Source organism: Streptomyces sp. CBMA291 (assembly GCF_014596525.1).
Classification (GTDB): Bacteria; Actinomycetota; Actinomycetes; order Streptomycetales; family Streptomycetaceae; genus Streptomyces.
On the sequence record NZ_MSJP01000008.1, the window covers coordinates 207,745 to 221,742 of the forward strand.

Below are 13,998 nucleotides of genomic sequence, written 5' to 3' on the forward strand. Positions count from 1 at the left end.
ATGCGTTTTCTGTTCGTCGGCGACAGCATGACCATCGGCAGCGTCGGCGACTGGACCTGGCGCTACCGCATGTGGCGCCATCTGGAGTCCGCCCTGCCCGGCGAGTTCGAGATCGTCGGGCCGCGCACCGGCCTCTACGACCCCGCCGCCGACGCCCCCGGACCGGAGGCGTACGCCGATCCCGCCTTCCCCGCCGCCGCCCGACGGCATCTGGCGGGCTGGGGCGAGGGCTGGCTGCACATGGCGCCGCTCATCGGCGGGGCGGTGACGGAGACCGGCGCCGACGTCCTGCTCGTCTCGCTCGGCCTGATCGACCTCGGGTTCTACACCGACAGCGGGCAGACCGAGGAGAACGTCCGGACGTTCCTTGCGGCGGCCCGCGCCGCCAACCCGCGCGTCCGGACCGTCCTGCTCCCGGTCATCCCCAACGTACGCGCCGGGAACGACGCCTTCTTCGCCGCCGAGTGCGCCCGCTTCAACGACCTGCTGGCGAAGACGGTCGCGGACCTGGACACGGCCGCCTCGCCCCTGCTGCTCGCGACGGTCCCGGAGTCGTACACCCTCGAAGCCGACACCTACGACGGCACCCACCCGGGCCCCACCGGGGAACACAAACTGGCCGCCGCCTTCGCCGACGCGATGCACCAGGCGTGGGGGCTCGGGGCCCCCTACGGGGCCGGCCCCGACTCGACCGCGCCCCGCCTGTGACGGGACCGGGATCCTGCGGCAGGAGCCTCGGCGCTAGGCCGCGTCCGGGGTCCAGTCCTCGCCGCGCAGTTCCTCCCAGAGGGAGCGGAGGGCGGCGATCTCGCGGTCCACGGTCACGTGCTTGTCGTCCAGGTACATGAGCTGGACCCGGCGGCCGTCGCGGCCACGGGCGTACGAGATGACTTGGGGCTGGCCCTGACCCAGGCCCGCGCTGGGGTTCGGGGCGGAGCTGATGTCGCGGATCTCCTCCCAGGCGAGCCTGCGGGTCCTGATCATGCCCCGGACCCGGATGCCGCTGCGGTCGACATAGGTGGCGCAGAGGCGGGCGGCGGTGACGATCCAGACGACGAAGGCCAGGAGCAGCCCGATGATCAGGGTCTTCGCCCCGCTGCCGAGGCCCTCGTCCTTGAGGACGGGCAGGAGTCCGGCGGCCACGGTGATCAGCACCGCGATGTAGACGCCGGTCATCCGTCCGGGCTTGACCTTGTACGAGCGTGGCAGGACGTTCTCGGATTCCATGGTTTCCCCCAGTTGATCCCGCGTGACCCCTTATGGCGGGACCTCAGGGTAGGGCTCAACACCCTTACGGGATAGGGGAGTTCATGAAACCGAAAAGCCCGGCGCCCCCTAGGGGACGCCGGGCCGCCGGACTGCGGGCGCCGTCGCGACGACGCCTCCTCACCGCCTCACCAGGCGAAGGCCTCCGGGGACGGGCCGGGGCCCGGGAAGATCTCGTCCAGGGAGGCGAGAAGCTCCTCGCTCAGCTCCAGTTCCAGGGCGCGCAGCGCGCCCGCGAGCTGTTCGGGGGTGCGGGGGCCGACGATCGGACCCGTCACACCCGGCCGGGTGAGCAGCCAGGCGAGGGCCGTCTCGCCGGGCGCGAGACCGTGCTTGTCCAGCAGGTCCTCGTACGCCTGGAGCTTCGCCCGGGACTCGGGCTCGGCGAGCGTGGCCGCCGCGCGTCCCTCCGTACGGCGCTTGCCCTCGGCCTCCTTCTTCAGGACGCCGCCGAGCAGCCCGCCGTGCAGCGGCGACCAGGGGATGACCCCGAGGCCGTACTCCTGGGCCGCCGGGATGACCTCCATCTCGGCGCGCCGCTCGAAGAGGTTGTAGAGGCACTGCTCGCTGACCAGACCGACCGAGCCCCGGCGGGCGGCGGTCTCGTTGGCCTGGGCGATCTTGTAGCCGGGGAAGTTGGAGGAACCGGCGTAGAGGATCTTGCCCTGCTGGATCAGGACGTCGACCGCCTGCCAGATCTCCTCGAAGGGGGTGGACCGGTCGACGTGGTGGAACTGGTAGAGGTCGATGTAGTCCGTGCCGAGGCGCTTGAGGCTGGCCTCGACGGCACGGCGGATGTTCACCGCCGACAGCTTGTCGTGGTTGGGCCAGGCTTCGCCGTCGGCGCCCATGTTCCCGTACACCTTGGTGGCGAGGACGGTACGGTCGCGGCGCCCGTCGCCCTTCGCGAACCAGGAGCCGATGATCTCCTCGGTGCGGCCCTTGTTCTCGCCCCAGCCGTAGACGTTGGCCGTGTCGAAGAAGTTGAGCCCGGCGTCCAGCGCCGAGTCCATGATCGCGTGGCTGGTGGGTTCGTCGGTCTGAGGTCCGAAGTTCATCGTGCCGAGGACGAGGCGGCTGACCTTGAGTCCGGTGCGTCCGAGCTGCGTGTACTCCATGGGCGCCAAGCCAACTCCCTGGAGTGCGCTCGAAGCAAGCACCTTTCCACGGCGTGGGAGACGGGCCGGGCGACGGACCGGAAGGCGGGCCGGGCGACGGCGGCGCGAGGGGCGCTCGGGCGGCTACTGACCGGCGATCGACGTCACCGCGATGATCGCGAACATCAGTACGAGCACGCCGGCCATGATTCGGTTACGGGTCTTCGGATCCACCCTTCGAGGTTACCCGGCCCCCGCCGACGCCTCCCACCCCGCCCGTCCCGTTTGTCCCGCCCGCCTTGCCCGTGCCGCCCGTACCGCCTGCCCCGCCCGTACCGCCTGCCCCGCCCGTGGCGGTCGTCCCGCCCGTACCGCCCGTCCCGCCCTCCAGCGGCCAGCCGTCCACCCGCTCGTACCGTGGCTGCTCGCCCCGCACCCCGTCCACCGGCAGCCGGGAACGGACGAGGGACAGTTCCGCCGCCTCCCACCGGCTCCCCTCGAAGCCGTCGAGCGCGTCGAGGAAGGGCCCGAGGTCCACCGGGCGCGTACGGGCGCGGGCCAGCGTCAGATGCGCCCGGTAGGGGCGGTGCTCCTCCATCGGGATGCCGGACCGGCGCGCGGCCGCGTCGGCGCGTTCGGCGAGCCGCCGCAGCTCTTCCAGGCCCCCGCCCAGGCCCTCGGCCGGTCCCCCGGTCGCCCCGCTCGCCCTCGTCCACAGGGTCCGCTGCCCGAAGTGGCCGCCGCCGTGCAGCCGCAGCGCGAGCGGCGGGGTGCGGCGCGCGGCCCTGGCGAGCCGGGCGCGCAGTTCCGGCAGCGACTCCTCGCCGACCTCGCCCATGAACACCAGCGTGAGGTGCCAGCCGGGTCGCGACGCCCAGCGCAGTCCGTCCGCCCCGGGCAGCCGGTGCAGCCGGTCGACGACCCGCGCCAGCTCGGCCAGTGGCTCCGGGGGCGGCAGGACGGCGGCGAAAAGCCTCATGGGGCGAGTCTGACAGCCGGTACCTTCGGCCGGATGGAGATCACCATCAGGAAGGGCGGGGCGGACGACCTCCCCGCGATACTCGGAGTCCTCGACAGCGCCGTGGTCTGGCTGAACGACCAGGGCATCACCGCGCAGTGGGGCACGGCGCCGTTCTCCACTCGCCCCAAGGCGGTCCGGCAGGTCGAGAGCACCATGACGGAGGGCGATCCGTGGATCGCCGAGATCGACGGCGTACCGGCGGGCACGATGACGCTGACCCCGCACCCTGCCTCGTACGTCGCCCCGGCGGACGAGCCCGAGGTGTACGTCCGGCTGCTCGCGACGGACGGCCGCTTCCACGGCCGGGGCGTGGGCGCGGCCCTGCTCGCCCACGCGGCGGCGGAGACCCGACGCCAGGGCGTGTCCCTCCTGCGCGTCGACTGCTTCGCGGGCAGCGAGGGCCGCCTGATCGCGTACTACGAGAACCAGGGCTTCACCCGGACCACCCCGTTCACGGTGGAGGAGTGGCCGGGGCAGGTGCTGGAGAGGAGGGTGTGAGACCCGTAGGGGGTGAGACCCGTGAAGGGCGTAGGGGGTGAGGGGCGGGCCCGTACGGGTGGACCCTGCCCCTACGGGTGGACCCGACCCCTACGGGTGGACCCTGCCCCTACGGGTGGACCCGACCCCCACGGGCAGGCCCCGCCCCTACAGGTGCGGGGGTACCGGCGCACCGCCCGTACCCCCGTCCCCCTTCCGGAGGTCCCGCCCCGGGCCGCCCGGCCCGGGGCTACGCCGCCGCGGCCAGGCGTTCCCTCGCCACGAAGCGGACTTGGGGGTGGCCGCCGCGCCAGGTCCAGGCGACCTTGAGGCCGCCCACCCGGGCCAGGACCAGGCCGACGACGACCGCCGCGGCCAGCGAGATCGCGCCGCCCGTGGCGAAGCCCGCGCGGGCGCCGTAGGTGTCGGTGACCCAGCCGAGGAGGGGCGCTCCGATCGGCGTGCCCCCGGCGAAGACCATCATGTAGAGGCTGAGGACCCGGCCGCGCATGGCGGGGTCGGTGGCCATCTGGACGGCGGAGTTCGCGGTGATGTTGACCGTGAGCCCGATCATGCCGATCGGCACAAGCAACAGCGCGAACAGCCAGAACGTCGGCGAGAACGCCGCCGCGATCTCCAGGACGCCGAAGACGGCCGCCGCGGTCACCAGCATCCGCAGCCGGGTGGAGCCGCGCCGGGCCGCCATCAGGGCGCCCGCGAGCGAGCCCGCCGCCATCAGGGTGTTGAGCAGGCCGTAGGAGCCCGCGCCGACGTGGAAGACCTCGCCGGAGAAGGCCGTGAGCCAGATCGGGAAGTTGAAGCCGAAGGTGCCGATGAAGCCGACGAGGACGATCGGCCAGATGAGGTCCGGCCGCCCGGCCACGTACCGCAGGCCCTCCCGGAGCTGTCCCTTGCCGCGCGGGGCGCGCTCCACCTTGTGGAGTTCACCGGTCCGCATGAGCAGGAGGCTGACGAGGGGCGCGAGGAAGGAGAGGCCGTTGAGGAGGAACGCCCAGCCGCTGCCGACTCCGGCGATGAGGACGCCCGCGACGGCGGGGCCGACGAGCCGGGCGGACTGGAAGTTCGCCGAGTTCAGGGAGACCGCGTTGCGCAGCTGGTCGGGGCCGACCATCTCGGAGACGAAGGACTGCCGGGCCGGGTTGTCGACGACCGTGACCATGCCCAGGAGGAAGGCGATCAGGTAGACGTGCCAGACCTGGACGCTGCCGGAGAGGGTGAGCGCGGCGAGCGCGAGTCCGCAGAGGCCGAGGGCCGCCTGGCTGAAGAGCAGCAGCTGCCGCTTCGGGTAGCGGTCGGCGATGACTCCGCCGTACAGACCGAAGAGCAGCATCGGAAGGAACTGGAGGGCCGTCGTGATGCCGACGGCGGCGGCGGAGCCCGTGATGCTCAGGACCAGCCAGTCCTGGGTGATCCGGGCCATCCAGGTGCCGGTGTTGGAGACGATCGCGCCGGTGAAGAACAGCCGGTAGTTGCGGATGCGGAGCGAGGAGAAGGTTTCCCCCCGCCCACGGGTGTCGAGGGTGGGTTTGTGGACGGGTGCGGAGTCTGCTCCGGGTCCCGTACTCAAAGTGCGTCGCCTCCTTGGCGCATCGGTTAGAGGTGGGCGAGCTTCTCCAGGACCGGGGCGGCCGCGCGCAGCTTGGCCCATTCGTCCTCGTCCAGTCCCTCGGCGAGGACGGCCAGCCAGGCGTTCCGCTTGCGGCGGGATTCTTCGAGCATGGTCTCGGCCTGCTCGGTCGGGCTGACCACCTTCTGCCGGCGGTCGTCGGGGTGCGGCTCCAGCCGGACCAGTCCCTTGGCTTCGAGCAGCGCGACGATGCGGGTCATCGACGGCGGCTGGACGTGCTCCTTGCGGGCGAGTTCGCCGGGGGTGGCGGACCCGCAGAGCGCGAGGGTGCCGAGCACCGACATCTCGGTGGGGCTCAGCGACTCGTCGACGCGCTGGTGCTTCAGGCGTCGGCCCAGTCGCATCACGGCGGAGCGCAGCGCGTTCACGGCTGCGACGTCGTCGGCGGTGCCGGTGGACAGGTCAGGCATGTTCGTTAGCCTAACTCATTACTCTTCCTAAATACCAACCGGGACACGCCGACGTAGCGGGGATCACACCCGCCCCGCGCCCTGTCCGCCGACCGGCGGCGGAGAAGTCACGCTTCCGCATCCATGTATCACCCATACGAGTGAGTAAGGGCCGGAAAGTGACGGCTCTGGGCCCTCCTGCCCCGACCCTGAACATCATGGGATCGACAGTGCTCAGCCTGCGCATCGACAGTGAGCTGCTCGACCGGCTCAAGGGTCACGCCGCGAAAAGAGGAATGAGCGTCCAGGACTATGTCGTCCGGACGCTCATTCGGGAGGACTTCGACGAGCGGTACACGACCGCCGTCGAGGAGACGGAGAAGTTCTACGGGGAGAACGGCGAGGCCGGGGAGACCCGGCACGGCGGGGAAGCCCTGGCGGACGGGGCCGCCGGGGCGAACGGGACGTCCGGGCCCGGAGGGGCCCGGACCCCGGATCACGTCAGGCCGAGCGCCGGCATCGCGTAGTAGAAGACGAAGACCGCCGACACCACGTACATGGCGACGGGGACCTCACGGCCTCGGCCGGCCGCGAGGCGCAGCAGGCTGAACGAGACGAAGCCGATGCCGATGCCGTTGGTGATCGAGTACGTGAACGGCATCATCACCATCGCCAGGAAGGCGGGCATCGCGATGGTGTAGTCGCTCCAGTCGATGTCCTTGATCGACCCGGCCAGGATCAGGAAGCCGACCGCGAGCAGCGCGGGCGTGGCCGCCTGCGAGGGGACCATCGTGGCCAGCGGGGTGAGGAAGAGCGCCACGGAGAAGAGCGCACCGGTCACGACCGAGGCGAGACCCGTCCTCGCGCCCTCGCCGACGCCCGCCGTGGACTCCACGAAGCAGGTGGTGGCCGAGGAGGAGGTGGCACCGCCGGAGGCGACGGCCAGACCGTCGACGAGCAGGACCTTGTTGATGCCCGGGAAGTTGCCGTCCTTGTCGGTCAGCTTGCCCTCGTCGCCGACGGCCAGGATCGTGCCCATGGCGTCGAAGAAGCAGGACAGCAGCACGGTGAAGACGAAGAGGATGCCGGTCAGGACGCCGACCTTGCCGAAGCCGCCGAAGAGGCTGACCTCGCCGACCAGACCGAAGTCCGGAGTGGCGACCGGGTTGCCCGGCCACTCCGGGGTGGTCAGACCCCAGGACGGGATGTCCGCGACCGCGTTGATCACCATGGCCACGATCGTCATGACGACGATCGAGATGAGGATCGCGCCCGGCACCTTGCGGACGATCAGGGCGAGGGTGATCAGCGTGCCCAGGATGAAGACGAGAACCGGCCAGCCCAGGAGGTGCCCGTCGCCGCCCAGCTGAAGCGGGACGGTGGTGTGCGCGGCGTCGGGGATCCGGGAGACGAAGCCCGAGTCGACGAGGCCGATCAGCATGATGAAGAGGCCGATACCGATGGCGATGGCCTTGCGCAGGCCGACCGGCACCGCGCTCATCACGCGCTCGCGCAGACCCGTCGCGACCAGGAGCATCACGACGATGCCCGCGAGGACGACCATGCCCATGGCGTCCGGCCAGGCCATCTTGGGCGCGAGCTGGAGGGCGACGACCGTGTTGACGCCGAGACCGGCGGCGAGGGCGATCGGGACGTTGCCGATGACCCCCATGAGGAGCGTCGAGAACGCCGCCGTCAGGACGGTCGCGGTGACGAGCTGGCCGCCGTCGAGCTGGTGCCCGTACATGTCCTTGGCGCTGCCGAGGATGATCGGGTTCAGCACGATGATGTAGGCCATCGCGAAGAAGGTCGCGAAACCACCGCGGATCTCGCGGGCGACGGTCGAACCGCGCTCCGAGATCTTGAAGTAGCGGTCGAGACCGGAAGTGGGTTCCTGCGGAGCGGAAGGCTCAGGCGGCGTGGCCTTGGCGGCGGCCGAGGTGCTCATGGGGTTCCTCATCGGGAGAGTCCGTTTTGGCGGTTCATACGAAGGAAACCCGCCAGAGGCAAACCGTTTCAGTATGAACACCTGAACGAGCACGAGTCTATCTCCGCGCGTAGAGCATGCGGAGCCATGAATTCTCGCCACCTAGACTGAGCCCATGGCGAAGTGGACACCCAAGCACGAGGCACCCGAGCCCCTTGAGGGGCCCGTCGTCGCCACCATCACCGGCGGAACGATCCTCTGGTTCGTCCTCTTCCTGGTCCAGGTCCCCTTCTACGGCTGGTTCGACGACCGGGACCTCACCTGGTGGGTCTGGACCTGCCTGGCCGGCGGCGGACTCGGCCTGATCGGCGTCTGGTACGTACGGAAGCGGGACGCGGCGATCAAGCGGCACGCGGCGGCGCAGGCGGCAGAGGCCGCGGCGGGGCGCGGGGCGGACGGGGCGGGGGCGTAGTCCCTCAGGGCTTCCGGGGGCCGTCACACCTGCGGACGATTCCCCTCCGTTCCCCTCCTCCCCCGGTCTGATCTTCGTCACCCTCGGGGGGTGAACGCCCCGAACCGGTCGTACCGTCGAAAACATGACTCAGCGGGCGAAGATCGGTACGGACGGGGACGGGGCGGCGGGGAGCGGACCGCCGGGGGATCACGACCGGCGGGGGACCGCCGCCGTCGTGCACCGGTCCGGGGGGCTCACCTCCGCCGAGGTCGCCGAGCGGGTCGCGCGCGGCGAGGTCAACGACGTCCCCGTGCGCAGCTCCCGCTCGACCCGGGAGATCGTCCGCGCCAACGTCTTCACCCGTTTCAACGCGATCATCGGCATCCTCTGGGTGATCATGCTGTTCGTGGCGCCGATCCAGGACGGCCTGTTCGGCTTCGTGATCATCGCCAACACCGGCATCGGCATCGTCCAGGAACTGCGCGCCAAGAAGACCCTCGACGGGCTGGCCGTCATCGGCGAGGCGAAGCCGACCGTCCGGCGCGACGGCATCGGCGCCGAGATCTCCACCTCCGAGATCGTCCTGGGCGACCTGATCGAGCTGGGCCCCGGGGACAAGGTCGTCGTGGACGGCGAGGTCGCCGAGGCGGAGAGCCTGGAGGTCGACGAGTCGCTGCTCACCGGCGAGGCGGACCCCGTGGTGAAGCGGCCGGGGGACCGGATGATGTCCGGTTCGTTCGTCGTCGCGGGCGGCGGCGCGTTCACCGCGACCAAGGTGGGCCGCGAGGCGTACGCGGCGCAGCTCGCCGAGGAGGCGTCCCGCTTCACCCTCGTCCACTCCGAGCTGCGCACCGGCATCTCCACGATCCTCAAGTACGTGACGTGGATGATGATCCCGACGGCGACCGGACTGGTGATCAGCCAGCTGGTGGTGAAGGGCGACAACGTCAAGGACGCCATCGCCCGTACGGTCGGCGGCATCGTGCCGATGATCCCCGAGGGTCTGGTCCTGCTGACCTCCGTCGCCTTCGCCATCGGAGTCGTACGGCTGGGCCGCAAGCAGTGTCTGGTGCAGGAGCTGCCCGCCATCGAGGGCCTCGCCCGGGTGGACGTGGTGTGCCTCGACAAGACGGGCACGCTCACCGAGGGCGGGATGGACCTCAGCGAGCTGCGGCCGCTGCACGGCGCCGACGAGTCGTACGTACGGCGGGTGCTCGGCGCCTTCGGGGCGTCCGACCCGCACCCGAACGCCTCGCTCCAGGCCGTCGTCGACGCCTGCCCGGAGCCGGAGGGGTGGAGCTGCACGGCGTCGCTGCCGTTCTCGTCCGCGCGCAAGTACAGCGGGGCGTCCTTCCGGGAGGCCGACGGCGCCGAGTCGGCGTGGCTGCTCGGTGCGCCGGACGTCCTGCTGCCCGCCGGTGACCCGGCGCTCGACGACGTGGACCTGCTGAACGAGCAGGGGTTGCGGGTGCTGCTGCTGGCACGGGCGGCGGGTGGCCTGGAGGGGGCGGAGACGGACGCCCCGGGCTCCGTCGTCTCCGGTGCACGGCCCGCCGCGCTCGTCGTGATCGAGCAGCGGCTGCGGCCCGACGCCGCCGACACACTCGCGTACTTCGCCGAGCAGAACGTCACCACCAAGGTGATCTCCGGCGACAACGCGGTCTCGGTCGGCGCGGTCGCCGCGAAGCTCGGCATGGTCGGCGCCGAGGGCACGGTCGACGCGCGGACGCTGCCCACCGACCGTACGGAGATGGGGCAGGTCCTCGACTCGAACGCGGTCTTCGGCCGGGTCACCCCGCAGCAGAAGCGGGACATGGTGGCGGCGCTCCAGTCCCGGGGCCACACGGTGGCGATGACCGGCGACGGCGTGAACGACGTGCTGGCCCTGAAGGACGCGGACATCGGCGTCTCGATGGGCTCGGGCTCGGAGGCGACCCGGGCGGTGGCCCAGATCGTGCTCCTGAACAACTCCTTCGCGACGCTGCCGTCCGTGGTCGCCGAGGGCCGCCGGGTCATCGGCAACATCACCCGGGTCGCCACCCTCTTCCTCACCAAGACGGTGTACTCGGTGCTGCTCGCCATCCTGGTGGTCTGCTTCCAGGTGGAGTACCCGTTCCTCCCCCGCCATCTGACGCTGCTGTCCACGCTCACGATCGGCGTCCCGGCGTTCTTCCTGGCACTCGCGCCCAACAAGGAACGCGCCAGGCCGCACTTCGTGCGCAGAGTCATGCGGTACGCGATCCCCGGCGGCGTCATCGCGGCGGCGACCACCTTCACCACGTACTTCCTGGCCCGCCACCACTACTCGGGCCCGGACGCCCTCGCCGCCGAGACCAGCGCGGCCACCCTGACGCTCTTCCTGGTCTCGATGTGGGTCCTGGCGATCATCGCCCGCCCCTACACCTGGTGGCGTCTCACCCTGGTCGCCGCGATGGGCGGCGCCTTCCTCCTGGTCCTCGCCGTCCCGTGGCTCCAGAGCTTCTTCGCCCTGAAGCTGGTCGGCGTGACGATGCCGTGGACGGCGGTGGCGATCGCGGCGGCGGGCTGCGTGCTCCTGGAGTTCGCGTGGCGATGGGTGGGGCGGAGGTTCCAGGGGTAGGCGCGGCCGCTCCAAGGGGACGGTGGGGCGGGGGTGGTTTCGAGCCGCCGCCCGGCCGAACCCCATGGGAAATGCTCCGACTGTCCACATTTCGGGTGTGTGCTGTCTGAGATTGCACTTGTTCACGATGTGGCGGGTGGCGGAGATTCGTTGGCGGAATCCAACGGACGACGGGGGACGTCATGCTCCGCATCCACTTCACCAGCAGCGATCTGGAAACCGTACGTATCGCCCGCGATCCCGACCCGTTGTGGGAAATCGTGTGCAGCCTGTTCCGACTTCAGGCCCGCGAAGGTGCCATCGTCTTCGATCCCTGGCGGAAAAAGGTCGGGCATACGGTCCGCCGGAGTGCGGCGGCTCGGGCGTCGGCGGCGGCGCTGCACAGTCTGGTGCCGCGCGCCGCCTACTTCCCGGACTTCCTCACCCCCTACGGCGAGGGCGGCCCCACCGACCTCCGGACGGGCATAGAGCGGGTGCTCGCGACGCCAAGACGCCGATTACGCCACGAGTTGGGCCTGCTGACGGAGGCCGGGGGACGGCCTTGGGCGGGTGCGGAACTGGCCCGGGGCGACACGACCGTACTGTCCACCCTGGACGCGCACCTCCGCACATACCACGCGAAGTTCATCGCACCCCTGTGGGACCGCATCGGCGCGACCACCGCCGCGGACCTCGCCCTGCGCACCCGCGCCGTCGTGGACGGCGGAACGCAGGCGCTGCTGAACAGTCTGCGGCCGATGGCGGCGTGGGAGCCGCCCGTCCTGTCCGTCGACTATCCGGTCGAGCGCGATCTGCACCTGCGCGGCCGGGGCCTGCTGCTGGTCCCGTCGTACTTCTGCTGGCGGCGGCCCATCGCCCTGGCCGACGACGATCTGCAACCGGTGCTCATCTACCCGGTCGACAAGATCACCGAACTCGCCGCGCCCCCGAGCGCCCTGCCGCGCCTGCTCGGCGCCACCCGCGCCGCGCTCCTCCACGAGGCGGCCTCGCTCGCCAGCGCCACCACGACCGATCTCGCCGACGCGACGGGAATGTCCCTGCCGAGCGTCAGCCAGCAGCTGGCCGTACTGCGGGACAGCGGGCTCGTCGCCTCCCGGCGCGACGGCAAACGGATCATCCACGCCACGACTCCGCTGGGCTGGCGCCTCCTCGGCGAGGTCTGAGGGACGTTTTGGCCGGAGCCAAAACCATGCGCGGCCCGCTCCGTGTCCCCCGCATCGTTGCTGCGGACGCACTGCCGACAACAGCACACCGGAGGGGAACCACGTGATGCAGCTCAAGCGTTCCGTCGTCGCCGCGCTCAGCGCCGCCGCCCTGGGCATGGCAGGACTGGCGGCGACGGCCGCGCCGGCGCAGGCGGTTCAGGACTCGGGGGCCACGGCGAGCGCGCCGACGGCCGGACCCGCGTCGACCCAGGCGGTCTACTACCTGAACTTCCAGTACTCGTCGTGGTCCCACTGGTCCCCGGACTCGCTGACCTCCACCCACGCGGGCTGGCTGTACGCGGGCCGGAGCTACGTGTACTGCTACAGGATGGCCGAGGTGTACACGGACAAGGGCCGTACCGACGGTGCCTGGTTCCTGACCGACGACGACAGCGGGAACTCCAATGTCTGGGTGAGCAAGGTCTACCTCGACCCCGCGGACTGGGACACGTACGTGCCCAAGTGCCGCGACGTCTGACCCGCCCCAGACCTCCGCCCCGGCACCCCCGCCAGACCGGTCGACCCGGCTCCGGCGGGGGTGCCGGGCGTTCCCCGGGAGCTTTCGGTGCATACGCCTGAACATGTCGGTGGCGGAGCGTAGTGTCCGCGTCATGAACGCTCTTCACCTCGAACCGTGGTCCGACGCGGATCTGAAGATCCTGTACCGCCAGAACACCCCCGAGATGACCGAGCATCTCGGCGGACCCGAAGCCGAGCACGCGGTCATCGGCCGTCACCACCGCTACCTGCATTTCAAGAAGGGCGAGATGCTGACCGTCCGCCTCGGCGATGTGCCGATCGGCTCGATCGGGTACTGGGAGCGGGAGTGGAACGGCGAGGACGTGTACGAGACCGGATACTCGATCCTTCCGGAGTTCGGCGGCAAGGGATACGCGGCCGAGGCGCTGCGGTTGGTGGCGAAGCGGGCGGCGACGCGTGGCACACGGCGTTATCTGCACGCGTTTCCGCACGTGGATCACACGGCGTCGAACGCGGTGAGCCGAAAGGCCGGGTTCGAGCTGGCCGGTACGGCTTCTTTCGAATACCCCAGGGGCGTCTGGCTCCCGTCCAACGACTGGCGGCTCGACTTGAGCGCCCTGGGCGGCTGACCGCGCCGGTCAGCCAGGTCGCGCATGTCGCCGCCCGAGCCGTACCTGCGGCGTCTGTCGCGGCGCCGGGGCGCCGGGGCGTCATCGTCACGATCCCCGGACGCCGCGATCGGCTCCACCGGCACCTACGCGTCAACCGCTCCCCCCGGGTGGCCCCTTGAGGGTGAACCACACGGTCTTGGAGCCGCCGTCGCAGTGGACGGCCCAGGTGTCGGCGAGCGCGGAGACGAGTCCGAGCCCGCGCCCGCCACCGCTGACTGCGGAGGCATCGCCCCAGGCGGGGCGGGCGCGCGGCGCGTGCCGGGGATCGGTATCGCGTACGGACACGGTGACGGCCTCGGCCGTGAGGGACACCTCGACGGTGATCACGGGCGAGGGGGTGTGCCGGTGCGCGTTCGTGACCAACTCCGAGGTGCACAGCTCGGCCCGCTCGGCGACGGGCGCCCAGCCGCTCTGCCGCAACAGGTCGACGACCCAATGACGGGCGATCGCGGGGGCGTTGGGCAGACTGGGGCCGGTGAAGCGGTAGTTCGTGTTCTGGACAGGGGGAAGTGCCGGGGGCGTTAAGGCTGAACTCGTCATGTCGTCTCTCCCAACGCTGTAGGGGCTCGCACCTGCCATGCGTGGCTCTGACCGTCCCCGGGACACGCCAAGGGCGTGCGCGACGGCTGCACTTCGGGCTTACTGACGAGGCGCGGTACTACGGAGGACCATAGGGGCATACATGCCCCGGGGCAACAATGCCCCACTCGTTGGGTGCTACGAGGTGGACCCGGGCCCGGTTACGCGGCAGACTCGGGTCAACG

Annotated in this window: 14 protein-coding genes and 1 pseudogene; 8 read left to right on the top strand and 7 right to left on the bottom strand. The window is 70.8% G+C overall.

Annotated features, from left to right (window positions below):
- The gene (locus BU197_RS02285; RefSeq protein WP_188266439.1) at nt 1-708 is read left to right on the top strand and encodes a GDSL-type esterase/lipase family protein; all 708 of its coding nucleotides are present in this window, start codon (nt 1-3) and stop codon (nt 706-708) included.
- A 33-nt stretch (nt 709-741) separates the two neighbouring features.
- Here the strand turns inward: BU197_RS02285 and BU197_RS02290 are convergent, their stop codons facing one another.
- The 3 genes and pseudogenes from BU197_RS02290 to thpR all read right to left on the bottom strand — a co-directional run.
- Nucleotides 742-1,227 carry a PH domain-containing protein gene (locus BU197_RS02290; protein WP_188266440.1) on the bottom strand — a complete coding sequence of 162 codons (486 nt, stop codon included), beginning with the start codon at nt 1,225-1,227 and terminating at the stop codon, nt 742-744.
- Nucleotides 1,228-1,394: 167 nt separating this feature from the next.
- Nucleotides 1,395-2,384 carry an aldo/keto reductase gene (locus BU197_RS02295; RefSeq protein WP_188266441.1) on the bottom strand — a complete coding sequence of 330 codons (990 nt, stop codon included), beginning with the start codon at nt 2,382-2,384 and terminating at the stop codon, nt 1,395-1,397.
- A gap of 361 nt (nt 2,385-2,745) precedes the next feature.
- A pseudogene (gene thpR, locus BU197_RS02300) lies at nt 2,746-3,342 on the bottom strand (RNA 2',3'-cyclic phosphodiesterase); the annotation flags it as partial.
- Nucleotides 3,343-3,375: 33 nt separating this feature from the next.
- Here thpR and BU197_RS02305 point away from each other — a divergent pair.
- The gene (locus BU197_RS02305; RefSeq protein ID WP_188266443.1) at nt 3,376-3,882 is read left to right on the top strand and encodes a GNAT family N-acetyltransferase; all 507 of its coding nucleotides are present in this window, start codon (nt 3,376-3,378) and stop codon (nt 3,880-3,882) included.
- A gap of 229 nt (nt 3,883-4,111) precedes the next feature.
- On the opposite strand, the gene BU197_RS02310 is transcribed toward BU197_RS02305, so the two are convergent.
- Both BU197_RS02310 and BU197_RS02315 read right to left on the bottom strand, forming a co-directional pair.
- Nucleotides 4,112-5,449 carry an MFS transporter gene (locus BU197_RS02310; RefSeq protein WP_188266444.1) on the bottom strand — a complete coding sequence of 446 codons (1,338 nt, stop codon included), beginning with the start codon at nt 5,447-5,449 and terminating at the stop codon, nt 4,112-4,114.
- Nucleotides 5,450-5,475: 26 nt separating this feature from the next.
- On the bottom strand, nt 5,476-5,919 hold the full coding sequence (locus BU197_RS02315) for a MarR family winged helix-turn-helix transcriptional regulator (RefSeq protein ID WP_188266445.1): 444 nt from the start codon (nt 5,917-5,919) through the stop codon (nt 5,476-5,478).
- Nucleotides 5,920-6,116: 197 nt separating this feature from the next.
- On the opposite strand from BU197_RS02315, the gene BU197_RS02320 reads away from it, so the two are divergent.
- A complete protein-coding gene (locus tag BU197_RS02320) occupies nt 6,117-6,425 on the top strand; it encodes a hypothetical protein (protein ID WP_188266491.1) in 309 nt (102 codons plus the stop codon).
- Here the strand turns inward: BU197_RS02320 and BU197_RS02325 are convergent.
- Nucleotides 6,395-7,846 (bottom strand): NCS2 family permease, encoded by a 1,452-nt coding sequence (locus BU197_RS02325; protein ID WP_188266446.1) that lies wholly within the window; start codon nt 7,844-7,846, stop codon nt 6,395-6,397. The genes BU197_RS02320 and BU197_RS02325 overlap by 31 nt on opposite strands.
- Before the next feature lie 154 nt (nt 7,847-8,000).
- On the opposite strand from BU197_RS02325, the gene BU197_RS02330 reads away from it, so the two are divergent.
- The 5 genes from BU197_RS02330 (at nt 8,001) to BU197_RS02350 (ending at nt 13,192) form a co-directional block, all read left to right on the top strand.
- Nucleotides 8,001-8,297: a DUF2530 domain-containing protein gene (locus BU197_RS02330; protein ID WP_188266447.1), complete on the top strand. Its 297-nt coding sequence runs from the start codon at nt 8,001-8,003 to the stop codon at nt 8,295-8,297.
- A 124-nt stretch (nt 8,298-8,421) separates the two neighbouring features.
- Nucleotides 8,422-10,878, top strand: coding sequence for a cation-translocating P-type ATPase (locus BU197_RS02335; RefSeq protein WP_188266448.1), 2,457 nt, complete (start codon nt 8,422-8,424; stop codon nt 10,876-10,878).
- 182 nt (nt 10,879-11,060) lie between these two features.
- Nucleotides 11,061-12,041, top strand: a complete 981-nt coding sequence (locus tag BU197_RS02340; protein ID WP_188266449.1) for an ArsR/SmtB family transcription factor — start codon at nt 11,061-11,063, stop codon at nt 12,039-12,041.
- A gap of 106 nt (nt 12,042-12,147) precedes the next feature.
- Nucleotides 12,148-12,561 carry a hypothetical protein gene (locus BU197_RS02345; protein WP_188266450.1) on the top strand — a complete coding sequence of 138 codons (414 nt, stop codon included), beginning with the start codon at nt 12,148-12,150 and terminating at the stop codon, nt 12,559-12,561.
- 133 nt (nt 12,562-12,694) lie between these two features.
- Nucleotides 12,695-13,192, top strand: coding sequence for a GNAT family N-acetyltransferase (locus BU197_RS02350; protein ID WP_223182771.1), 498 nt, complete (start codon nt 12,695-12,697; stop codon nt 13,190-13,192).
- A 132-nt stretch (nt 13,193-13,324) separates the two neighbouring features.
- On the opposite strand, the gene BU197_RS02355 is transcribed toward BU197_RS02350, so the two are convergent.
- Nucleotides 13,325-13,774 (bottom strand): ATP-binding protein, encoded by a 450-nt coding sequence (locus BU197_RS02355; RefSeq protein WP_188266452.1) that lies wholly within the window; start codon nt 13,772-13,774, stop codon nt 13,325-13,327.
- Between the last annotated feature and the right edge of the window lie 224 nt (nt 13,775-13,998).

Bases quoted from the DNA above. Each gene is read 5' to 3' on its own strand.
- BU197_RS02285 (WP_188266439.1), top strand. From the start codon at position 1: ATGCGTTTTCTGTTCGTCGGCGACAGCATGACCATCGGCAGCGTCGGC.
- BU197_RS02290 (WP_188266440.1), bottom strand. From the start codon at position 1,227: ATGGAATCCGAGAACGTCCTGCCACGCTCGTACAAGGTCAAGCCCGGA.
- BU197_RS02295 (WP_188266441.1), bottom strand. From the start codon at position 2,384: ATGGAGTACACGCAGCTCGGACGCACCGGACTCAAGGTCAGCCGCCTC.
- BU197_RS02305 (WP_188266443.1), top strand. From the start codon at position 3,376: ATGGAGATCACCATCAGGAAGGGCGGGGCGGACGACCTCCCCGCGATA.
- BU197_RS02315 (WP_188266445.1), bottom strand. From the start codon at position 5,919: ATGCCTGACCTGTCCACCGGCACCGCCGACGACGTCGCAGCCGTGAAC.
- BU197_RS02320 (WP_188266491.1), top strand. From the start codon at position 6,117: ATGGGATCGACAGTGCTCAGCCTGCGCATCGACAGTGAGCTGCTCGAC.
- BU197_RS02325 (WP_188266446.1), bottom strand. From the start codon at position 7,846: ATGAGCACCTCGGCCGCCGCCAAGGCCACGCCGCCTGAGCCTTCCGCT.
- BU197_RS02330 (WP_188266447.1), top strand. From the start codon at position 8,001: ATGGCGAAGTGGACACCCAAGCACGAGGCACCCGAGCCCCTTGAGGGG.
- BU197_RS02335 (WP_188266448.1), top strand. From the start codon at position 8,422: ATGACTCAGCGGGCGAAGATCGGTACGGACGGGGACGGGGCGGCGGGG.
- BU197_RS02340 (WP_188266449.1), top strand. From the start codon at position 11,061: ATGCTCCGCATCCACTTCACCAGCAGCGATCTGGAAACCGTACGTATC.
- BU197_RS02345 (WP_188266450.1), top strand. From the start codon at position 12,148: ATGCAGCTCAAGCGTTCCGTCGTCGCCGCGCTCAGCGCCGCCGCCCTG.
- BU197_RS02350 (WP_223182771.1), top strand. From the start codon at position 12,695: ATGAACGCTCTTCACCTCGAACCGTGGTCCGACGCGGATCTGAAGATC.
- BU197_RS02355 (WP_188266452.1), bottom strand. From the start codon at position 13,774: ATGACGAGTTCAGCCTTAACGCCCCCGGCACTTCCCCCTGTCCAGAAC.